At 68.5% G+C, this 21,232-nt stretch carries 17 protein-coding genes and 1 pseudogene; 3 read left to right on the top strand and 15 right to left on the bottom strand.

The features are described 5' to 3' along the window. Positions 1-12: 12 nt before the first annotated feature. The 6 genes from DZG09_RS16500 to DZG09_RS03060 form a co-directional block, all read right to left on the bottom strand. Positions 13-1,329, bottom strand: coding sequence for a hypothetical protein (locus tag DZG09_RS16500; RefSeq protein ID WP_162893127.1), 1,317 nt, complete (start codon positions 1,327-1,329; stop codon positions 13-15). A gap of 67 nt (positions 1,330-1,396) precedes the next feature. Continuing rightward, on the bottom strand, positions 1,397-3,532 hold the full coding sequence (locus DZG09_RS03085; RefSeq protein WP_119696233.1) for an ATP-dependent Clp protease ATP-binding subunit: 2,136 nt from the start codon (positions 3,530-3,532) through the stop codon (positions 1,397-1,399). A gap of 224 nt (positions 3,533-3,756) precedes the next feature. Beyond that, the gene (locus DZG09_RS03080) at positions 3,757-5,520 is read right to left on the bottom strand and encodes a GNAT family N-acetyltransferase (RefSeq protein WP_119696232.1); all 1,764 of its coding nucleotides are present in this window, start codon (positions 5,518-5,520) and stop codon (positions 3,757-3,759) included. A gap of 75 nt (positions 5,521-5,595) precedes the next feature. Beyond that, positions 5,596-6,714, bottom strand: a complete 1,119-nt coding sequence (locus DZG09_RS03075) for a Fic family protein (protein WP_119696231.1) — start codon at positions 6,712-6,714, stop codon at positions 5,596-5,598. Between the two features lie 319 nt (positions 6,715-7,033). Then, complete coding sequence (locus DZG09_RS03065; protein WP_119696229.1) at positions 7,034-7,747, bottom strand: alpha/beta fold hydrolase; 714 nt, start codon at positions 7,745-7,747, stop codon at positions 7,034-7,036. After that, positions 7,744-8,982, bottom strand: a complete 1,239-nt coding sequence (locus DZG09_RS03060; protein ID WP_119696228.1) for an MFS transporter — start codon at positions 8,980-8,982, stop codon at positions 7,744-7,746. The genes DZG09_RS03065 and DZG09_RS03060 overlap by 4 nt, the downstream gene beginning before the upstream one ends. Before the next feature lie 121 nt (positions 8,983-9,103). Here DZG09_RS03060 and DZG09_RS17050 point away from each other — a divergent pair. Both DZG09_RS17050 and DZG09_RS16840 read left to right on the top strand, forming a co-directional pair. After that, a pseudogene (locus tag DZG09_RS17050) lies at positions 9,104-9,286 on the top strand (LacI family DNA-binding transcriptional regulator); the annotation flags it as partial. Between the two features lie 219 nt (positions 9,287-9,505). Continuing rightward, positions 9,506-10,123: a substrate-binding domain-containing protein gene (locus DZG09_RS16840; RefSeq protein ID WP_240423651.1), complete on the top strand. Its 618-nt coding sequence runs from the start codon at positions 9,506-9,508 to the stop codon at positions 10,121-10,123. A 202-nt stretch (positions 10,124-10,325) separates the two neighbouring features. On the opposite strand, the gene DZG09_RS03050 is transcribed toward DZG09_RS16840, so the two are convergent. Continuing rightward, positions 10,326-11,354: an ArsA family ATPase gene (locus tag DZG09_RS03050; protein WP_119696226.1), complete on the bottom strand. Its 1,029-nt coding sequence runs from the start codon at positions 11,352-11,354 to the stop codon at positions 10,326-10,328. Positions 11,355-11,482: 128 nt separating this feature from the next. On the opposite strand from DZG09_RS03050, the gene DZG09_RS03045 reads away from it, so the two are divergent. Beyond that, positions 11,483-11,935, top strand: a complete 453-nt coding sequence (locus DZG09_RS03045) for a hypothetical protein (protein WP_119696225.1) — start codon at positions 11,483-11,485, stop codon at positions 11,933-11,935. 102 nt (positions 11,936-12,037) lie between these two features. Here the strand turns inward: DZG09_RS03045 and DZG09_RS03040 are convergent, their stop codons facing one another. From DZG09_RS03040 to DZG09_RS03005, 8 genes are all read right to left on the bottom strand, one after another. Continuing rightward, the gene (locus DZG09_RS03040; RefSeq protein ID WP_119696224.1) at positions 12,038-13,252 is read right to left on the bottom strand and encodes a glycosyltransferase; all 1,215 of its coding nucleotides are present in this window, start codon (positions 13,250-13,252) and stop codon (positions 12,038-12,040) included. 159 nt (positions 13,253-13,411) lie between these two features. Further along, positions 13,412-14,371: a 3-hydroxyacyl-CoA dehydrogenase family protein gene (locus tag DZG09_RS03035; RefSeq protein WP_119696223.1), complete on the bottom strand. Its 960-nt coding sequence runs from the start codon at positions 14,369-14,371 to the stop codon at positions 13,412-13,414. Between the two features lie 11 nt (positions 14,372-14,382). Beyond that, on the bottom strand, positions 14,383-15,318 hold the full coding sequence (locus DZG09_RS03030; protein ID WP_240423649.1) for a sugar phosphate isomerase/epimerase family protein: 936 nt from the start codon (positions 15,316-15,318) through the stop codon (positions 14,383-14,385). Between the two features lie 116 nt (positions 15,319-15,434). After that, positions 15,435-16,154: a GntR family transcriptional regulator gene (locus DZG09_RS03025; protein ID WP_119696221.1), complete on the bottom strand. Its 720-nt coding sequence runs from the start codon at positions 16,152-16,154 to the stop codon at positions 15,435-15,437. A gap of 250 nt (positions 16,155-16,404) precedes the next feature. Next, positions 16,405-17,577, bottom strand: coding sequence for a glycosyltransferase (locus DZG09_RS03020; RefSeq protein WP_240423647.1), 1,173 nt, complete (start codon positions 17,575-17,577; stop codon positions 16,405-16,407). 109 nt (positions 17,578-17,686) lie between these two features. Then, on the bottom strand, positions 17,687-19,114 hold the full coding sequence (locus DZG09_RS03015) for a CCA tRNA nucleotidyltransferase (protein WP_119696219.1): 1,428 nt from the start codon (positions 19,112-19,114) through the stop codon (positions 17,687-17,689). A 216-nt stretch (positions 19,115-19,330) separates the two neighbouring features. Then, positions 19,331-19,615, bottom strand: a complete 285-nt coding sequence (locus DZG09_RS03010) for an SRPBCC family protein (protein WP_205529037.1) — start codon at positions 19,613-19,615, stop codon at positions 19,331-19,333. 69 nt (positions 19,616-19,684) lie between these two features. Continuing rightward, the gene (locus DZG09_RS03005; protein WP_119697354.1) at positions 19,685-21,211 is read right to left on the bottom strand and encodes a DUF7059 domain-containing protein; all 1,527 of its coding nucleotides are present in this window, start codon (positions 21,209-21,211) and stop codon (positions 19,685-19,687) included. Between the last annotated feature and the right edge of the window lie 21 nt (positions 21,212-21,232).

Genomic DNA, 21,232 nt, shown 5'->3' with positions numbered 1-21,232 from the left:
CCTGTGTCGGGCCTACTGCATCCGGAGCTGCCCGACGCTCTGCTCGACCATGTCGGCCGTCGGCTCCTGATCGCAGATGAGCTGCACGTACATCCTCGTCTCCGCCTCGGCGAAGCTGCGCCAGTACCATCGCTCCGTCGCCCGGAGATCGGCGTCGACGTCGACGATGACATCGACGCCGAGGAACTCCACCGCTCCGCCGTCGAACGGCACGGCGAGCGACGAGACCTGCTCTGACCCGGCTTCCTTTCCGTCTTCGGCGTACGCCTCGATCTCGTCCGCGAGGTCGCGCTGTGTCGCCGTGGCGTCATCCGACGCGCCATCCGACGTGTACCGAGAAAAGGAGAACGCCGTGACGCCGCAGAAGTGCTCGCCGTCGTCCCAGAAGCCGACGACGCTCTCCGGGGAGTCGTAGTACACCTCCCAGTCGCCGCCTGGCTCGACCGCGAGCCAGCCCAGCTCAAGGTCTGTTGGCACCGACTCGTCGAGCGCGATCGCCCCCTCCGGCACACCGCCGGTGTCTGACGCATCCTCACTCGCACCCGCATCCGGGTCGTCCTGCGCCTGGTCGTCATCCGCCCCGCCGCCCTCGACGGGAGCGGACCGGTCATCGGCGGGCCCGCTCGCGCTCAAGCTCGGCAGCAGACTGATCACATAGCCGACGATCAGCACCGCCGCGATCAGCACGACCACGCCGACGCCGATCAGCCATCCGGCCCATGCGGGAAAGCCGCGCTTGCCCTGGTGCACCGCGGCAGGCGCGCCGCCGTAGGGAAGAGTCCCTGGTGCAGCGCCTTCCTGCCGGCCGTAAGCAGCCGTGCTCCCGTAGGCACCCGAGGGAGCGGCATACCCCTGCGGCGCAGGATTCGCGCCATCAGGGACGGGGGACGCGTACGCCTGCGGCGCCTGGCCGCTCGACGGCGCGGCATACGCCTGACCACCGAGCGGACCGTACCCCTGCGCGCCAGGCCCCGGATACCCCTGAGCGCCGGATGCGTATCCCTGGTCCGGAGCGCCGTATGCGTGACCGTACGGAGGCTGCTGGCTCTGCGGCGCGGCGCGTGGAGGCAGCCGCTGCGGTTCGCCAGCACCCTGCGGAGCACCGGAGCTCTGGGCCTCGGGCGGCTGGAACAGGGGAGTGCTCGCCAAACGCGGCGGGCGCGACCCAGGAGCGGGAGCCGTGGGCGGCTGCACCGCTCCTGGCGCTGGCAGGCCGTGCACGCCATCCGGTTCCTGCTCCCAGGGCAGCGGAGGAAGCGCGGGCGGCTGAATCGCCTCGGGCGGCCGCCATCCGTTCCCGCCAGGTCCGTCCGCGCCGCTGCCGCTCATCCCGGCCCCCTCCCCGTACCGCGTGTGCTCACGTCGAGGCTACCGCCCGGCACGCTCCGCGCGACAACTATTCGGCGGAGGCCGAGTCGATCTGCAGCTGGGAGGCGTCGGGGGAGGCGGAGACGCGGACGGTGTCGCCGTCGCGCACGCCACCCGCGAGGATCGCCTTAGCGAGACGATCCTGGATCTCGTGCTGGATGAGCCTCCGCAGCGGGCGGGCGCCGTACGCGGGGTCGTAGCCGCGCTCGGCCAGCCAGGCTCGCGCGTCCGGCGTGACCGCCAGCGTGAGGCGGCGGTCAGACAGTCGACGCTGCAGCTGGTCGACCTGCAGCTCGACGATCTGCGCCAGCTCGTCCTGCCCGAGCGCGTGGAACACCACGATGTCATCGAGGCGGTTCACGAACTCCGGCTTGAACGACGCCTGCACCAGCTGCATCACCCGCTCGCGCTTGTCGTCAGCGCCGACGGTCGGGTCGATCAGGATCGGCGAACCGATGTTGCTGGTCAGGATCAGGATGACGTTCTTGAAATCGACCGTGCGGCCCTGGCCATCGGTGAGGCGGCCGTCGTCCATCACCTGCAGCAGCACGTCGAAGACCTCGGGATGCGCCTTCTCGACCTCGTCGAGCAGGACGACGGAGTACGGACGACGCCGCACGGCTTCGGTGAGCTGGCCGCCCTGGTCGTATCCGACGTACCCCGGAGGGGCGCCGACCAGCCGCGAGACGGAGTGCTTCTCACCGTACTCCGACATGTCGACGCGCACCATGGCCTGTTCATCGTCGAAGAGGAACTCCGCCAGCGCCTTGGCCAGCTCCGTCTTGCCGACGCCGGTCGGGCCGAGGAACAGGAACGATCCGGTCGGCCGGTTCGGGTCGCTGATGCCCGCGCGCGAACGGCGCACGGCGTCGCTGACAGCGGTGACGGCCTCCTTCTGGCCGATCAGCCGACGACCGAGCTCGCTCTCCAGGTGCAGCAGCTTCTCGGTCTCGCCCTGCAGCAGCCTGCCCACGGGAATGCCGGTCCACACCGCGATCACCTCGGCGATCGCCTCATCGGTGACCTGGTCGCCGACCATCCGCTCGTCCTGCTGATCCGCTTTCTCGGCCTCGGCGACCTGCTGCTCGAGATCCGGGATCTCGCCGTACAGCAGTCGCGAAGCGCGCTCGAGCTTGCCCTCGCGCTGGGCGCGCTCCGCCTCGCTCCTTGCCGCATCGAGGCGCGACTTCAGGTCGCCGACGCGGTTCAGCGAACTGCGCTCAGCCTCCCACCGTTCCTGCATGGCGGTCAGCTCCGCCCCCTGATCGGCGAGGTTCTCGCGCAGCGCGGCGAGGCGCTCCTTGCTGGCGGGGTCCTTCTCCTTCTTCAGCGCGAGCTCCTCGAGCTTCAGCCGATCGACGCGACGACGCAGCTCGTCGATCTCCATCGGCGCGGAATCGATCTCCATCCTCAGCCGACTCGCCGCCTCATCGATCAGGTCGATCGCCTTGTCCGGCAGCTGGCGCGACGGGATATAGCGGTGCGAGAGGGAGGCGGCAGCGACGAGCGCGCCGTCGGAGATCGTCACCTTGTGGTGCGCCTCGTAGCGCTCCTTCAGACCGCGAAGGATCGCGATGGTGTCTTCGACGCTCGGCTCGCCGACGTACACCTGCTGGAACCGGCGCTCGAGCGCGGCGTCCTTCTCGATGAACTCGCGGTACTCGTTCAGCGTCGTCGCACCGATCATCCGCAGCTCGCCGCGGGCCAGCATCGGCTTGAGCATGTTCGCCGCAGCCACTGAGCCCTCGCCGCCGCCTGCGCCCATCAGCACGTGCAGTTCGTCGATGAAGGTGATCACGCGGCCCTCCGACTCGGTGATCTCCTTCAGCACGTTCTTGAGCCGCTCCTCGAACTGGCCGCGGTACATCGCGCCGGCGACGAGCGCCGAGATGTCGAGGGTGATCAGCTCACGCCCCTTCAGCGACTCGGCCACGTCACCGGCGACGATGCGCTGCGCGAGCCCTTCTGCCACGGCGGTCTTGCCGACACCCGGCTCGCCGATCAGCACGGGGTTGTTCTTCGTGCGCCTGGTGAGCACCTGGCTCACGCGACGGATCTCGCTGTCGCGCCCGATCACCGGGTCGAGCTTTCCGCTGCGAGCGAGCTCGGTCAGGTTGATGCCGAACTCCTCCAGCGCACTCTTCTGTTCCTCTTGATCTGCCATGAGCCCTCCCGCGCCCTTCTCCCGCAACTCCGGACAACACATCCGAATGAAAACTTGAGTCTTACAAGCTCAAGTTTAGCAGGATACGCGTGCGCGCGGAAGCAGATGACGGCATCGGCACCACCTGATCTGCTGTCACGAGCACATCGACGGCGTCGACATGACCCGGATTCTGCATCGGCGCATCGACCTGATGCGGCATCTGCGAGCGAGGACGCCTCACCTCACAGCGCGCGGGTCAGGCCAGCCTGCTGTGCCTCGTAGCCGTGCTGGCGGTAGAACGCCAGCGCCCGACCGTAGCGGTCGTCGATCACCACCTGCGCTATGGCCGCACCGTGTCGGCGGCCGTGCTCGTGCGCCCAGGCGAGCATCCCGGCGCCCAGGCCCTGCGAGCGCTCGTCCTCCGCAACGCGGAAGCCCTCGATCTGCAACCGTGTGACGCCGCCTCTGGCGAGCGCCGGCATCACCGACAGCTGCATCGTTCCCACGACGGAATCGTCCTCGGCCCGCACGACCGCCAGGAAGTGCGAGCCCTCACGCGAGACGAGGTCGTAGGCGCGCTCGTAGCGCTCGATCTCGGCGCTCTCCGTCGCACCGCCGACCTCATCGTCGCCCAGCAGCGCCATGATCACGCCCACGTCCGCGCGCACGGCCCGCTGCACGCGGAACACGCTCTCGTCGATCCGGATGCTCGTGCTCACCGACGACCGCGCGATCGAACGCATCCTGGCCACGAGCGCGTCGAGCCATGCGCCCACATGGCGCCGTGCGGCCATGGTGTCGGGGTAGCGGCAGCGCAGGTGCATGCCCTGCTCGTCGAGGATGAACCACAGCATCACCCCGTCGGTCCGGATCGAGGCGCCGACGTACTGCGCTTCGAGGCCGGCGGCGTCGATGCGCACGGGGAGCCGCCGCAGGTCGAGCCACGAGATCGCGAAGATCCCTGGCGCCTCCGGCATGCCGCCCCAGGGCCGCAGCACCTCCTCGAGCGGCCACGACCCCAGCCTGACCGCTTCTCGCACGGCAGCCGAGGCGGCTTTCGGGCTCGGATCGGATGACTCCAGCACGGAGTTCGTGATGAACCAGCCGACCGCGTCGTGCCATGTCTCGTCGTGCCTGCTGTGCACGGGGAACAACGCGCGCAGCGGCTGATCGGCGACCTCGCGCGTGACCGCCGTCATCACCGAGACCGCCAGCGACAGCGTCGACACACCCTCCTCACGGGCCTGCGCAGCGAAGGCGGCGCTGTCGTCGAGGCCGAGCACGTCGCGCACCTCCACCCGCTCCGGCTGCGCCGTGTCGTCGCCGAGCGGCAGCGGGAACCGCGGCATCACGCCGCCGCTGGCCCGCAGCACCTCCGCCCACCTCGTGCGCACCTCATCCGGCACCTCGGTGCGCTCGCGCAGCGCGCGGGTGTGCTCGGCGAAAGCAGGTGCGGAGGGCAGATCGGGGTCGGCTCCCGCCTTCGCCCTCTCCAGCGCGGTGAGCAGATCACGGGCGATCACCAGCATCGACCACATGTCGACGTGGGCGTGGTCGGCGGCGATCACGATCGTCGTCGCCTCGGCGGTCTCGAGCAGGCACAGCCGGTGCGACGGCGCCGTGTACGGGGAGCATGCGCGGTCGAGCACCTCCCGGATGGCGTCGCCGGATGACTGGCCTGGGCCGACCGGATGCTCGGCCCAACCGCCGGGGCCGAGACGGATCTCGTGCAGCCGCGGTCCGTTCTCGCCGGGGTCGAACGCGGTGCGCAGCGTGCCATGGCGCGCGATGACGGCCAACCATGCCGTCTCGAGAGCATCGAGCGGCACCGCGCCGTCGATCCGGAACGACAGCGCCATCCACGAACCCGGCCTGTTCCCCTCGACCACGTGCCTGCGCTGATCGAACGACACCGGCAGCGTCTCGCCGCGCCCGAGCACCGACGTGTCGTATCCCAGCAGCCGCCCGAACGGCAGCCGGAGGTGCGCAATGTTGGTCAGCCGCATGGCGGTACTGTATCCGGCGGGTGTTTCTGGACAGTGGCAGCCGCGTTGCACACGGCGGACCGGTGCCGGGATGCGTCAGAACTGCGTCTGCTCGGCAGGTGCTTCCGGCGGATCGTCCCGCGTCAGAATCCGCATGAAGCTTGTGTTGATGAACAGCCGATCGCGCCCGATCTTCAGGTCTGCCAGGGTGCCGTTGTCGACGAGCGCGTTCAGCCATGCCGTCGCTGTTGGGCGAGACACCGCACACCTCTCCATCACGCTTCCGATCCGCGCGTACGGGTTCTCGAGGAGCACATCGAGCAGGTCGGAGTTGCTGCCCGCGGTGGTGTGGCGCTTGATCTCGGCCCGCATGGCTTCCTGCAGTTCGTGTATGCGATCGATCTTGCGCAGCGTCGTCGTCGCCGTCTCATACAGTCCTCGCAGCACGAAGGAGATCCACTCCTCCCAGGCCCCGTCCCTCGTGACGGCCAGCAGCAGCCGGTAGTACTCGTCCTTGTTCCGGATGATGAATCGGGACAGATACAGAATGGGGGCGCTCAGCAGCCCCGCCTCGACGAGCTGCAAGACGTTGATGATGCGACCGGTCCGACCGTTGCCGTCCTCGAAGGGATGGATCGCCTCGAGCTGGTAGTGCGCGATCGCCATGACGATGAGCGGATCGATCTCGCCGGCGGAGTGGATGAAGTCTGCCCAGTTGTCGAGCTTGTCACGGATGAGCGCCTCTCCTGTCGGCGGCGTATAGACCGCCTTGCCCGTCTGTGGGTCGCCGATGAATGTGCCCGGAAGCTGACGGACGCCCATCTCGCGACGATGGATGTTCGTGCACACCTCCACCGCGGTGCTCACTGACAGCGGCCGGCTGCGGATCGCTTCAAGCCCGGAGAAGAGGGCTGCCCGGTAGCGCAGGGTCTCCTTCGTCTCAGCGCTGGCCGAGTCGGACGGATCGTACGCATAGCGGAACAGGTCATCTGTCGTCGTGACGATGTTCTCGATTTCGGAGCTCGCCTGCGCTTCCAGCAGCGACAGGGAGTGCACCAGCACCATGGGGTTCTGCATTCGTTTCGCGGCCTGGTCGAGTGCCGCGAGGGCAGCCCGCGCCCGGATCGCCTGGCGAAGCACCGCCTTCGTCTCAAAATCAACGCCCGGAGGGAGCGGCGGCAACTCGTTGTACGGTTCGTCCGGCGACCATGGCATATGCAAAGTGTAGTTGCACGTCACTCAAACATGTAAAAAATGAGACACTTTTTTTACATGTTTGAGGGCTCATCGCATTTGAGCGTGTAGGAGGGGACTAGGCTGCGTCCGCCAGAGCGGTGTATCGATAGCGCGGTGATCGTGTCGTCGAAGACGGCGACGATCACATCGCTGAGCATCTGTCTGCTGTTCAGCACGTCTCCGTACCGAGTCAAGCGCCGCAACCTGCGTCTGGGGACGCGCTCGAAGTCGCACCTTCGCGACGCGGTGTCCGCGCGAACCAGCTCCTCGGGGCCACGCCCGGATTCGTCGCATCCGGTCACAGCCAACCCTCCAGAGAGCCCATGAACGCGTCGAGGTCGTCGCGGTGGATGTTATGGCCGGCACCGTCGAGGACGCGCACCTCGAAGCCGCGCTCACGCGCGTCCGACTCCAGCGTGGGCGTGCGGATGAAACTGTCCCCGCCGAGCTGGACCAGCGATGGCACGCTCGCTGAGTCGGGCATCCGGTCGACGCTATGCAGATCCTCGATGGCGTCGAGCGTGTCGAGATCCCACTGCACCAGGGACTCGATGTCGGTGTGCACGTCCAGGTCGCTCCAGCGCGGGCTGCGAGCGCGGATATCTGCCTCTGTACTGTTCTTGAACCCGGCGAAGAACTCCCGGGCGCCGGGCCCGGCCGGGTCGCCCCGCCACGCGGGATCCGAGTAGACGGCACGGGCCGGTTGCAGTCGGTCTATGATGCCGCTGAGCACCACCGCCCCCAGCGAATGGCCGATGGCGAGGCCCAACCGAGCGGGTGCGACCGAGAGCACATCCTGTTCCCAAGCCTGGAGGCTGTACGGGCCACGGTGGCTGAGCCCGTGCCCGCCCAGATCCAGTGCCGTGACCCGATACCCATGTGCAGCGAGGCGGGGCGCGACGGAATGCCAGGTATCGGCGCTGGACATGATGCCGTGGACCAGCAGCGCCTGCCGGGGGCCGTCACCCCACGTGCGGGTGTGCACTCCTGTCCTCGTCTGGCGGAAGGTCATCGCACTCCTCTGACAGGGAGGATCGCGACGGCGCCGAGCAGGGCGAACACGGCCGCAGCGACGAACAGCGCGGGGTAGCCACCGAGAGCACCGATCACCAGTGACGCCAACATGGGGGCGAGCGCTTGCGGCGCGGCGCTGGCGATGTTCAGCACCCCCATATCGCGAGCGGCATGCTCCTTGCTGGGGAGGACGAGTGTGGCGATCGCGGTGTCCACCGCCATGAACGCGCCGAACCCGATCCCCACAAGAGCGCCGAACAGCAGCATGCCGGTCCAGTTCGGCATGAGCAGTGGCATCAGCAGTGCTACGCCGGAGGTCACGGCGGAAGCGAACACGAACACCTTGCGGCGCTGGAACCTGTCCGACATCCAACCGGCAGCCAAGGTCGATACGACCGTCGCCACACCCGTGATCGGCGTGACGATCGCCGTCGCCGCCACTGCTGGCAGGTCTGCTGGCAGGTCGATGTAGTCCATCAGGATGTACAGCTGGAAGTTCACCACCGAGAAGTAGCCGAGGATCAGCAACGCTCGGGAAACGAACGCCCAACGGAAATCATGGGTCCGCAGTGCCTGTGCGAACCCCGTCACCTGCTCCCGCAGCGGGATCGCCTCAGCGGCTATCCGCCTTTCGCGCGTCATCACGGTATACAGCACCGCAGCGCAGACGATCACGATGCCGAAGATCGTGTAACCGGTGCCCAGCTGTGCGGCATAGCTGGACGCCACCGCCACACCCACAGTGATGCCGACCGGCAACCCGAGGCCAAATAGTGCTGACGCCGTGCCACGGTTCTCCGGCGCGATCCGATCCGGGACCACCGCCGTCACCGCCGCCTGGTACACGTTCAGCGCGATCTGCGCAGCAGCCCACCCGATCGTGATCCATAGCAGCGTCGTCGCGTTCGAGGCGACCACGAAAACCAGCAACGCCGCCACCGCACCTCCGATGATCCACGGTTTGCGCCGACCTGACCGGTCCGATAGGGACCCAACGATCGGCTGCGTCAACGTCGCCACGACCGCCCCGATGCCTGTGACCAGCCCGAGAGTCGTCGTCTTCCCTTCGGGGTCATTCATCGCAATCTGCGTCGGCAGCAGCACCCCGGCCACACCGATATTGACGGTGTAGACCACCGCATTCGCGATCAGCAGCGAGATCATCAGACGAGCACGCTCGCCGCCGCGTGCGTAGGCAGGTCGCGCGGCGATCGCGGTCTGGTCGGCGTTCATCTCCTGCTCGTCTCTGCCGCGGGGAACGTGTGCATCTTGCGTGTCATCTTTGACCTCCGTCGAACTTCGCTCACACGTGTGAGCGAAGTTGACAGTAGCACGTGTGAGCGATACTTGTCACATGTCTTCTTTCACCACAGGCACTGCACGCGACTCATCGACGCGTCCGGTGACAAGTGCGGACGTAGGTCGCGCTGCGGGTGTATCGCGTTCGACCGTTTCCCTGGTGTTGAACGAGGTGCCAGGTCACAGCATCCCCGAGGCGACTCGTCGGCGCGTTCGTGAGGTTGCCGCTCGGCTCGGGTACGTCCCCAACACGCAGGCGGCATCGTTGCGGCGCGGGCGCAGCGACGCCATCCTCATCCCGAGCCCGCCCGGGCAGATGGGTGCTCTCGTCTCACGCTGGATCGATGAAGTCGAGAACGCCCTCGAATCACACGGCTACACCGTTGTGCTTTACGGCGACAGATACTCTGGCGGAGTCGAAGCGGTGCGGAAATGGATCAGTGCTCGGCCACTGGCCGTGCTGACGCTCGGCGGACGCGATCTCAGCGACGACGCTATCGAAGCCCTCCACCGCGGCGGCATCCGCAGCGTGATCATGACTGACGAGACCGCCCGTGCAGGCGCGCACGTCTTTCGCATGGATCATGCCGCAATCGGAAGGCTCTCCGTCTCCCACCTTGCCACCGCCGGAAGACAGCGGATTGGTCTCGTCACCCCCCGTGACCCGCTCTTGCGCGCCATCAGCGACCGTCGGTGGGCGTACGAGCTGCAGACCGGTACGCACTCGCATATCGCACAGCTCGACGTGGACCTCTCGTCGTCCGAGACCGAACGCATCGCAGCATGGGCCACAACGGAAGGACTCGACGGTATTTCCGCCTTCAACGACGACTACGCGATGCTCACTCTCGCCGGCCTCATCGACGCAGGCATCCACGTGCCGGACGACGTTGCCATCATCGGCGCAGACAACCAAACCCAAAGCTCCTTCTCGCGCCCCGCGATCACAAGCATCGACATCACACTGCCCTCCCCGGAAGACATCCTCAGCCTGCTCGCAGATTCAGCAGTCGAACAGGGCGAGTCACTCCACGAGCTGCCGCCGCCCCAGATCGTACGACGCGCAACAAGCTAGTCGAGGCGGGACTATCTGGGTGAGTCGAGCCGGTCGACACGTCGCAGACAGGACAGCCACCACGCGGTGGCGTCAGAAGAGCCGTGAGTCAGACCCGCCCACCAGACCAACCGATCCACAACATCCATAGTGAAGAGCCACTTTGAGTGGTGTGCAAAGCACGCTTCGATGTTTCGCGGCCCCGCCTCGCACCTCGCCGACGTCAGCCCGCAGCGAGCGCGTCGGCCAGCCGCCGCAGTGCCGGGAGGCCGATCAGCTCGACGCGCGTGATCGGTGCGCCCAGGTCGAGCGATGCCAGCTGCTCGTCCTCGCGCTCGCGACGTGCCGAGAGCAGATCGGCGGGGGAGAGGCGGTTGGCCACGACGCCGAGCAGCCCGACGCCGAGCGCGTCCAGCTGAGCGGCCACATCGCGGCTCTCGGCGATCGGCATCGGCTCGGCGACGGTGACCAGCACGAACCCCGTCCGCTCCGGGTCCGTGATGGCGTCTCGCATCAGCGCGAACCGCGCTCGCCGCTTGAGCAGCACCCTCCGCAGCTCGGCGTCGCGGTCGCTGGTGTCCTTGGTGCCGCCGAGCGCGCCGTACGCCACGGCATACCTCTCCGACCTGTCGCGATTGGTGAGCAGCGTCTCCGTCCATCCGGTCATCCGGTCGGGCATGGCGAGCAGGTGCAGGGTGTGCCCGGATGGTGCGGTGTCGAACACGACGAGGTCGTAGCGGTCCAGCCCGGTCTCGAGCGTCTCGGCGACTCGCTCGAGCACGGCGGACTCGTGCGTGCCGGGCGCATCGCGCGCGGATTCGAGGTGCTCGCGCGCGGCGCGATGCAGCCGCTCCGGCAGCAGCCGCTGCATGGTTCCTCGCACGGCCCGCAGGTGCTCGTCGACCGTGCGGGCCGGGTCGATCTCTACGCCGTCGACCAGGCCCGCCCGCGGCCCGGCATCCGGATTGCTGCCTGCCGCACGTGCGTCATCCGGCTCATCTGCGCTGCCTCCGCGGGTGCGCCCATCCGGATGCCCGGCCTCCGACGCCGACCACAGCGCCGTCACGTCGTCACCGACAGCCAGCTCCCAGAGGTGCCCGAGATTGTGCGCGGGGTCGGTGGAGACCACCAGCACCCGCGCCCCCTGCCGGGCGCGGGCCAGCGCGAGGGAGGAGGCGATCGATGTCTTGCCGACGCCGCCCTTGCCTCCCACGAAGACGACTCGTCGCGCGGAGACGTCGTTCAGCAGCATGAGATACGGCGTGCTCGGCGAAATCGCCTCACACCCACGTTCGATGACGAGGCCGCCCGCCCTGCCGCAGCCTTCGTCCCACGCACCCGCCCGAGACAACTCGCGCCGCGCCCGCTACCGTTGGCATCATGACGACCCCGCAGCAGCCGAACCAGCCGCCGCACTCGCCCCAGGGCCAGCCGCAGCAGCCGTATCCGCAGCAGTACAGCGCGCCGCTTCAGGCCTCCGGTTATCCGATGCAGACTCCGCAGGCTCGCCCGTCATCCGGGGGCAAGGGGCTCGCCTGGACAGCGATCGTTCTGGCCGCATCGACCGTGCTGGTCAGCCCCTTCATCACCCTGGGCAACGTCCTCGCCCAAGGCGGAGACCCCAACGCCGTGGCCAGAATGACGCTTCTCGGGGCGCTGGCGGTGTGGCTGCCGCTGCTGTTCTCGCTCCTCGGCGGCGTGCTCGCAGGCATCGCTCTGCGCGGCCCATCGAAGGCCCTCGCGGGTGCAGGCCTCGGCGCGAATGCGCTCGTCCTGCTGTCGGTGCTCGTCGGGTCACTGCTGATGCCGGCCCTGTTCGGTGTGCTGCTCTGACACGAGAGCGGCGCACGGTGCTGAGTGCGCAGAGCGGTGCACGCTCAACCGCGAGGTTCTGCTGCGACTGACCGCGGACAGCAGCATCCTGATGCCGCTGTTCTACGGGTTGGTCCGACCCAGCACCCGCTCGTACAGCGCGATCATCTCCGCCGTGCGAGTCGACTGGCGGAAGCGCTCCCGGATGTCCGGGCTCGGCACGGGCGCCGAGCCCGACCGGATGTCCTCAGCAGCGGTGCGCAGGGCGCTCGCGAGCGCGTCGACGGATGGATCGGGGTCCGGCCCTGGGGAGACCTGCCACACGCCGGAGCCGACCTCGTCGGCGATGTCGGGGTCGCTCATCACGCTGGGGGTGCCGAGAGCCGCCGCCTCGAACGGTGTCATCCCCTGCGTCTCGAACCCGATCGACGTCTGCACGAGCGCGTCGGCGCGAGCGATCCGCTCCAGCGTCAGCTCATACGGCAGCCCGCCGAGGAAGGTCACTCGAGCGTCGATCCCTCGGTCGGCGACCATCCGGCGCGCCCGGCGCATCTGCGCGCCGCCGCCGATCACCTCGACCCGCATGTCGACGCCCGACTGCGCGACCGCGTCGAGGAAAGGCAGCAGGCGCTTCTCCGGGCTCATCCGGCCGATCCACACGAACCGCGGCGGTCCGTCCACACGCTCAGCCGGTACGGCTGCGACGACGCGTTCCAATGCCTCGTCGTCCATGCCGTTCCACATCGCCTCGACCCTCGGGAGCACACCGTGCTGCTCCAATCTGCGGGCGAAGTGCGTCGACGGCGCGGTCACCACCGCGGCGCCGCGCGACAGTTCGCGCAGGTAGTCCCAACCGTCTCTTCCGCGCCGCGAGCCCGCCACGGACATCCGGCGCCAGGCGTTCAGAGCCCGCATCACCAGACCGGGGAACGGCGCAGTCGCCCTGATACCGGTCTCGACCCTGTTGTGCATCGTGTGCACGACGGGCAGACCGTGGCGGTGCGCGAAACGGTATCCGAGGAACGCACCCCAGAAGTCGGCCTGCACGTGCACGATGTCTGCCGCTGGGCGATCGCACATGCGCCGATCGAGGACCCGGTCGGCACCGGATCCCGGCCAGATCAATGAGTACTCGCGATCCGGCGTCATCGGGATCGACGGCAAGTCGATGTACGCGGTGTCGCCGCCGTTCACGCGCGCACGCGGGCCGTACCTACGCGGCGCGACGACGGTCACGGTGTGACCCGCGCGCTCCAGGTAGAGGCGCTGCAGGCGCGTCGACACCTGCGCCCCGCCCAGCGTCTCGACGTGCTGATCAGCGAACATCACGATGTGCATGCCGGCCTCCGCTCTCCCCGCTCGACGCTACCGCGCCGACCTATGACGGCTCGCAACCCTTCATTTCTGGCACATCTCCGGTGGTGCGCCCACCCGGAGATGTGCCAGAAATGAAGAGATACCGCGGGGACGGGGACGCGGGGGATGTCGCCGGGACGCTCAGTCGCCCTGGATGGGGGCGGGGCCGAGCTCGTCGATCAGCTTCTGCATCGCGACGTAGGCCCTGTTGCGGTAGGCGATCAGCTCGGGTGTGCGCTCGGCGGGGACGTCGAGGTAGCCGGCGCCCGACTTGGTGCCGAACTTGCCCGCGTCGACGAGCTCCTTCAGCGAGCCCGGCGTCGCGAAGCGCTCGGGCCAACGGGTCTGCAGCGAGGCGTAGCAGGCCGCGTACACATCGAGCCCCGCCATGTCGGCGATCGCGAACGGGCCGAAGAACGGCAACCGGAAACCGAAGGTCGTGCGCACGATCGTGTCGATGTCGGAGGCCGTCGCGATGCCCTCCTCGACGATCTGCGACGCCTCGTGGAACAGCGCGTACTGCAGCCGGTTGAGCGCGAACCCCACGGCGTCGCCGACACGAGCGGTGAGCTTGCCGGTCGAACGCACGATCTCCTCGACCACCGGAATGATCTCCTCGGATGTGCCGTCGTGCGTGATCAGCTCCACACCGGGGATGAAGGGGGCAGGGTTCGAGAAGTGCACGCCGATGAAGCGCTCCGGATTCGCGACGGCCTCGGCGAGCTCGCCGATGAGGATCGTCGACGTGTTCGAGCCGATGATCGCGTCGGGACCGGCGGCGGCCGAGATGCGCGCGAGCGTGGCGTGCTTGATCTCGATCTTCTCCGGCACGGCCTCCTCGATGACGTCCGCGTCCTTCACTGCGTCCTCGATGGTCTCGGCGGCCGTGACGTTCTCCCGGATCCGCGTGACCGCGTCGTCCGGGAACAGCCCGTCCGCGACGAACTGGCCGGCCTCGGTCAGGAGGCGGTCGAGGTTCGACGCGGCGATCTCCGCCGAGACATCGGCGATCTGCACGGTGTGACCGGCCAGGGCGAGCACCTGTGCGATGCCGCCTCCCATGTAGCCGGAGCCGACGACGGCGATCTTGTAAACAGTCATTGTCTCGCCTTTCATTCCTTGGGGAGGAGGCTGCGGAGGTATTTCTGGTTGGTCGCGCAGACGCCGAGGCTGTCGCCGCCGTACTGCTCCATCAGAAAGATGCCGTCGAAGCCGCCGGCCACCGCATCGCGGACCACCTGACGGTAGTTGATCAGACCGGCCTCCATCGTGGTGGGCACCGAGGTGTACCAGGATCCGTCGCCAGCCTCGTCGCGGGCGTAGTTCTTCACATGCCAGTAGTTCGTGTAGGGCAACGTCTTCGCGAACGCTTCGCGCCAGTCCTCGACCGGACGGTGGAGCCGGATGAGGTTGCCGATGTCGGGGTTGATGCCGACGTTGTCGAGGCCGATCTCCTCGACGAGGCGGACCGCGCTGTCGGCCGAACCGACGTAGGTGTCCTCGTACATCTCGAGGGACATCCTGAGGCCGACCTCTGCCGCGTGCCGACCGAGCTCGCGCAGCCGGGTGACGGCCTTCGCCCATACCTCGGGGTCGTCCGGGTCCTTGGGCCCCTGCGCCGTCCAGAACCACAGCGCCCTGCGCTGCACCTCGTTGAACGGCTGGTGAAGGCCGGTCGAGAACACCTCCATGCCGCACTCGGCGGCCGCGTCGATCGTGCGGTGCGCATACTCGAGGTTGCGCTCCTCGTGGCCCGGCATGATCACGCTCTGACGCTGAAGGTGCACGCTCGGGATTCGGATGCCGTGTGAGGCGACGATGGACAAGAGCTCGTCGCGGCGCGAAGGCTCGAGGTCGGCGGGCCGGATGTGACTGTCGGCCAGTTCGACGAGCGAGAAGTCGACGTCCTCGATCTGCCCGAAGACGTCGTCCCACACCTCGGGCGCCGCGTCGTGCAGCGCGGTGCCGTCGGGGTCGACAGTGGGGAAGCCGTGCAGACACGCGGCGATCGGCCAGGTCTCGGCAGTGTAGGGAGACGTCTTCGTCATGGCAGCTCCAGTGCGCATCGGTGGATCCGCGAACAATATCCTATAGGATACATGAAAATCGATGCCTCACGAGTCACAGAGGCCCGATGACGGACAGCCGGCCGCACGGCACAGCGTCAGCTGTCGCTCAGCGAACGCCCTCGCACGTTCTCGATGTGGACTATGAGCGCCGCGATGCCCGCCTCGGCTCCGTCCGCGAACGCAGCCACGATCGCCTCGTGCTCGTCGACCGCCTCGCGCACATCCTCCGGTCCGCGCAGTGCGGCCTGGCGCATCCGGTGCGTGAGCGCGCCGAGATCCTCGTACATCCCAGTGAGGTAGCGGTTGTCCGCATGCTCGAAGAACACTCGGTGCACGGCATGATCGGCATCGAAGTACCGCTGGGTGAGGTTCAGCGGAACCCCGCGCCGCTCGCGGTGCGCCGACAGCACCGATTCGGTCACCCTGGTGTGCTCCGCCTGCGCGGCCGCAAGGTCGGCCACCAGCCGGTCTCCGCCGTGCTGCGCCGCGAGGCGCGCCGCGGCGACCTCGAGCGCGAGGCGCGCGTCGAACAGCTCGCCGAGCTGCACGGCGTCCAGCGGCGAGGCGACGCGGTAGCCCTTGAGCGCCTCGCGCGTGACGAGCCCCGTGCGCTCGAGGTGCACCAGGGCCTCCCTGACGGGCGTCGGCGATACCTTGAGCTCGCGCGCCATCGTGTCGATCGACACGCGCTCGCCCGCGAACAGCTCGCCGACGAGGAGCATCTGCAGAATCCGGTCGTAGACCTCATCGCGAAGAGCACGACGTGAGATGTCGCCACCAGCCATGCCGCACCCCCGCTCTCGGCGCCGTGTCATCACACCTTATCGGTCACGACGAGCGCCACGGTCGGCAGGTCGGAGGCCATCACCTCCATCGTCGCGATCGACGCGACGACGAATCTGCGGGGCGGCGCCCGCCGTCCGGAACCGATCCGACGCCACCGCCCCGAGCTGTGCCCGCCGACAAGTCTTCATTTCTGGCACATCTCCGGTGGTGTGCCCACCCGGAGATGTGCCAGAAATGAAGAGATACTGCGGGGCGTTCGCGAACCGCGGCTGTGCCGGGTCAGCCCCGGTACAGACTCTCGAACGTATCGAGTGTGCGTCGGATGTCGTGCGGCTCGACCATGTCGAGCGATTCCTGCTGCATCGCGCGCCGCTCATCCGGTGTCTGGGCGAGCACGTCGGTCAGGCGCGCCGCCAGTTCATCCGCATCCCCCGGCGTGAAGAGGTAGCCGTTCTCGCCGTGATGCACCAGATGCGGCAGCGCGACCGCGTCAGCCGCGACGACCGGGAGCCCCGACGCCATCGCCTCCATCGTCGCGATCGACTGCAGCTCTGCGATCGACGCGATCGCGAAGACGCTCGCGCGGGTGAGTGCGGCACGAAGGTCCTCGTCACTCGTGCGACCGTGGAACGTGATCCGCTCGCGCACACCGAGCTCGTCCGCGAGCCGCTCCAGCGCGGGTCGCTGATCGCCGTCGCCGACGAGGTCCAGGACGGCGTTCAGCGCCGGGTCGAGCTTCGCCAGCGCCCGCACGATCACATCGATCTGCTTCTCCGCCGTGATGCGCCCGACGAACACGATCCGATTGTCGGTGCGGGGCGAGAGATCCGGCGTATAGCTCGCCTTGTCGATTCCACAGCTGATCGGGACGACGCCGGCGATGTCGATCGTCTGCTCGAGGAAGTCCGCTGCCCTGCGGGTCGGCGTGGTGACGGCGCTGGTGAGCGCGAACGTGCGCTTCGCGTCGGCCCAGGCGAGCCTCACCGCGAGACTGTTCATCGACTTGGGCAGCATCGTGAAGTCGACGATGTTCTCCGGCATCACGTGGTTGGTCGCCACGATCGGGATTCCCCTCCCGCGCGCGATGCGCGACAGGCCCCGTCCGATCACGATGTGCGACTGGATGTGCACGACATCCGGCTGCACCTCGGCCATGACCTTCCGCGCGTAGTGCTTCGAGCGCCACGGCCACACGAACCGCAGCCACTCGTGCTTGGGCCACTTCACCGACGGCAGCCGATGCACGGTCATGGGCTGGCCCTCGACGATCTCGATCGCCGGCGCCTTCTTGCGGTACTCGGTGTTCGGGGCCACGATGTGCACCTCATGGCCCCGCTCGACGAGCCCGGCAGCGAGGCGCTCGGCGAAGCGCGCCGCGCCGTTGATGTCCGGCGTGAACGTGTCGCAGCCGATGAGGATCTTCAACGGCCGGTTCGGCGTGTGGGTATGCACGAGAGTCGACGCTACCGGCGCGATCTGAGATATCCACCAACACCGGAGCATTTGGCGGGAAAACGGGGGTTAGCCAGAGAAACCGAGCCCGGATGTCCGGATGGGGCCGTCACTCCTGCTCGGCCCACCACTGCCGCAGCCGGTGCTCGGCCTCCTCCTCGCCGAGAGCGCCCTCGTCGAGGCGCAGGTCGAGCAGGAACTTGTACGCCTTGCCGACCGCAGGGCCCGGCGCGATGGCAAGCACCTCCTGGATGCGGTTCCCGTCGATCTCCGGCCGGATGGCGTCGATCTCCTCCTGCTCGCGCAGCACACTGATGCGATCCTCGATGTCGTCGTATGCGGCGCGCAGGCGCGCGGCCTTCCGCTTGTTCCGCGTCGTGACGTCGGCGCGCGTGATGATGTGCAGGCGCTCGAGCTGGTCGCCCGCATCGCGCACGTAGCGACGCACCGCGGAGTCGCTCCACGCGCCCTCGGAGTACCCGAAGAACCGCAGGTGCAGTTCGACCAGCTTCGTCACGCCCGTGATCGTCTCGGAGCTGAACCGCAGCGCCTGCAGCCGCTTGCGGGCCATCCGGGCGCCGACCACGTCGTGATGGTGGAAGGTGACGGCGCCGCCCGGCTCGAGCCTGCGCGTGCGCGGCTTGCCGATGTCGTGCAGCAGCGCGGCGAGGCGCAGCACGATGTCAGGCTCTGCGTCGGGCGTGCGGGCCCGCTCGAGCTCGATCGCCTGCAGCAGCACGGTGAGGGAGTGCTCGTAGACGTCCTTGTGGTGGTGGTGTTCGTCGACCTCGAGGCGGAGGCCGGAGATCTCGGGCAGGAACTCGTCCATCAGGCCGGAGTCGACCAGTTCCCGGATGCCGGTGGTGGGGTCGGGCGTGCCGAGCAGCCGGATGAGTTCGCCCTGGATCCGCTCGGGGCTCACGATGTTCAGGCTCTCGCGCAGGCGCGCCATGGCCTCACGGGTCGGCTCGGCGAGTTCGAAGCCCAGCTGCGAGGCGAAGCGTGCGGCGCGGAGCATGCGCAGCGGGTCATCGCCGAAGCTGACATCCGGATCGATCGGCGTGCGCAGGACGCCGGCGATCATGTCCTCGACGCCGCCGGTCGGATCGACGAGGGTCGTCTCGGGAACTCGGAGCGCCATGGCGTTGACCGTGAAGTCGCGGCGAATCAGATCGGCCTCGAGCGTGTCGCCGAACTCCACGGACGGTCTGCGGGTCTCGCCGTCGTAGCTGTCGGCGCGATACGTGGTGATCTCGACCTGCTCGCCTCGGATCCGCGCACCGATCGTGCCGAACTCGCGCCCGATGTCCCAGTGCGCGCTCGCGATCGGCTTCACGACGCACAGGATGTCGTCGGGCCTGGCGTCGGTGGTGAAGTCGAGGTCGTGCGTCTCGCGCCCCAGCAGTGCATCGCGCACCGGGCCGCCGACGATCGCGAGGTCGAAGCCGGCCTCGGCGAACGCGCGGGCGAGCTGGGCGACGACTCCGGATGCGGCGAGGTCACCGAGGCGTGCGATACCGGCGGCCATGTTGAGCATTACTCGAGGGTATCTTTTCCCGCTCCGAGCCGACTTCCGGTGCGCAGGATCGCGCCAGGACTCGAACGATCGCGCAGTTCGGCACACCGGAGGCACCCGAGGCGCCGCATCACGCCGCGGCGAACACCCCGTCGAGCACTTCGAAGGCCTCGGTCCAGCCGTCGAAGACGCCGTGCTCCGCGCCTCGGCCATCCGGATGGCCGACCAGATGGAAGGTCATCTCGGTGCACCCGCCGGGGGCCTCAGCGAGGTCGACTGTGATGACGGGCACATCGGAACCGCGCGGGTCATCCGGCCCCCCCAGGTGAATCGGAGCCGCTCGGGCTCGCGCACCTCGAGATAGATGCCTGCTGTCGGCCACTCGCCGCCGGTCGGGTCGATCATCAGGTACTCGTACGCCCCGCCTTCGCGCGGGTCGATCCGCACGGATTCTGCCGGCACGGTGACCTCGTGCGGGTGCCACCACTGCGCGGCGATGCAACCAGTTGTGATCCGGCGCACCGGAGCCGCCGCCGACACCCGGGTCGAGCGGCTCGACGCACCGGAGGCGGCAGGAACCCTGGTCGGACGTCAGTCCGCGAAGGCGAGGAAGCCGTCGAGCAGGAGCTCCCGGATGGCGGGGAGCAGCCCGGCACGGAGCGCAGCGGGGTCGCTCTCCAGCAGCTGGGCGATCGCATCGATGATCACTCCGGCCGACAGCTCCCCGTCGCAGGCGCCGATCAGCCCCGCCAGCGCGGGGTCGGCCTGCACGGAGCGCCCGAAGCCGCCGCCCTGGCGCAGCTCGATCACGCTCGGCGCCTCCTCACCCGGGGTATGGTGACGGGCCTCGGTGACGTCGGGAGCGGTCACGAACCTCGCCGCGGCGAGCGCATCCTCGTCGAGCGCGGCGGCCCTGTCGTGCTGCGCGAGAGCCCCCGCAAGGTGCGTGCCCAGCGCACCCTCCGAAGGGATCGGCTGCGCCAGCCGCTCGAACCGCCGCAGCCTCGGTCGCCCCTCGGCTCGGCGCAGCAGCACATAGCCGAACCCCACGGCCGTGACCCCGCGCGCGTCGAAGTCGTCGAGCCACGCGCTCAGCAGGGCATCGAACTCCGCACTGCCCGGCACGGTGCCTCCGTCGCGGATCCATGTCTCGGCGTACCTGATCGGGTCGAGCTCCTCGCGCTCGACGACCCATGCGTCCAGCGGCACGGGGGACGCGTCCGCCCACGCGCGCACCCGGTCGAGCCCTGGCACGCCGTCGCGGGTCTCCCAGTTGCCGAGCATCTGCGCGACGCCGCCGAGCACGAGGTGCTCGCCGACGCCTGCGAACACCTGCTCGACGAGCGCATCGCCGACAAGCCCGCCGTCGCGGTACTCGTACGCCGGAACGCCCGTCGCCCTCGGTGTGATCACGAACGGCGGGTTCGACACGATCCGGTCGAATGTCTCGCCTGCGACGGGGTCGAACAGCGACCCGTGCCGCAGCTCGACCCCGTCTGTGCCGTCGATGACGAGGTTCAGCCGGGCGAAGTCGAGCGCCCTGGCCGACAGGTCGGTCGCGACCACGGCATCCGCATACCGCCTCGCACGCAGCGCCTGGATGCCGCATCCGGTGCCGAGGTCGAGCACGCGCCGCGCGGGCGTCGGCAGCTGCAGACCGGCGAGAGTGAGTGAGGCTCCGCCCACGCCGAGCACGTGGTCCTCGGCGAGCGCCCCGCCGCCGAGAGCGATCTCGTCGAGATCGCTCGCCACCCACCACTCACCGGGCCCTCGGTCATCGTGGAACGACTGGGGGCGCAGCACGGCCTCCGGATGCACGAGGCCGTCACGGAGAGACGCCAGACCGAGTGCGACCAGGCCGGCGGAACTCAGAGCGGGCAGCGCCCGGTCGACATCGTCCACCGGCTGGGCGACTCCGAAGATCAGCAGCCGCGCGAGCACGGCCTGCGCGTCGGCGCGACCGTCCAGCCCGCGCAGGGCGGGACGGCGAAGGCTGCGCCCGATGGCGTCGTCCGCCTCAACGCCCCACGCTGCACGCAGCGACTCGGAACGGAAGCGCGCCGCCCGCAGGTCAGAGGCCAGATCGGAGACGAGAGCGGTGTCGGTTTGCGGCGTCACGCCTCCATTCTGATCGATGCG

The sequence above is a fragment of the Microbacterium halotolerans genome (assembly GCF_003569805.1).
Lineage (GTDB): Bacteria > Actinomycetota > Actinomycetes > Actinomycetales > Microbacteriaceae > Microbacterium > Microbacterium halotolerans.
This window is presented reverse-complemented; position numbering and strand designations above follow the sequence as displayed.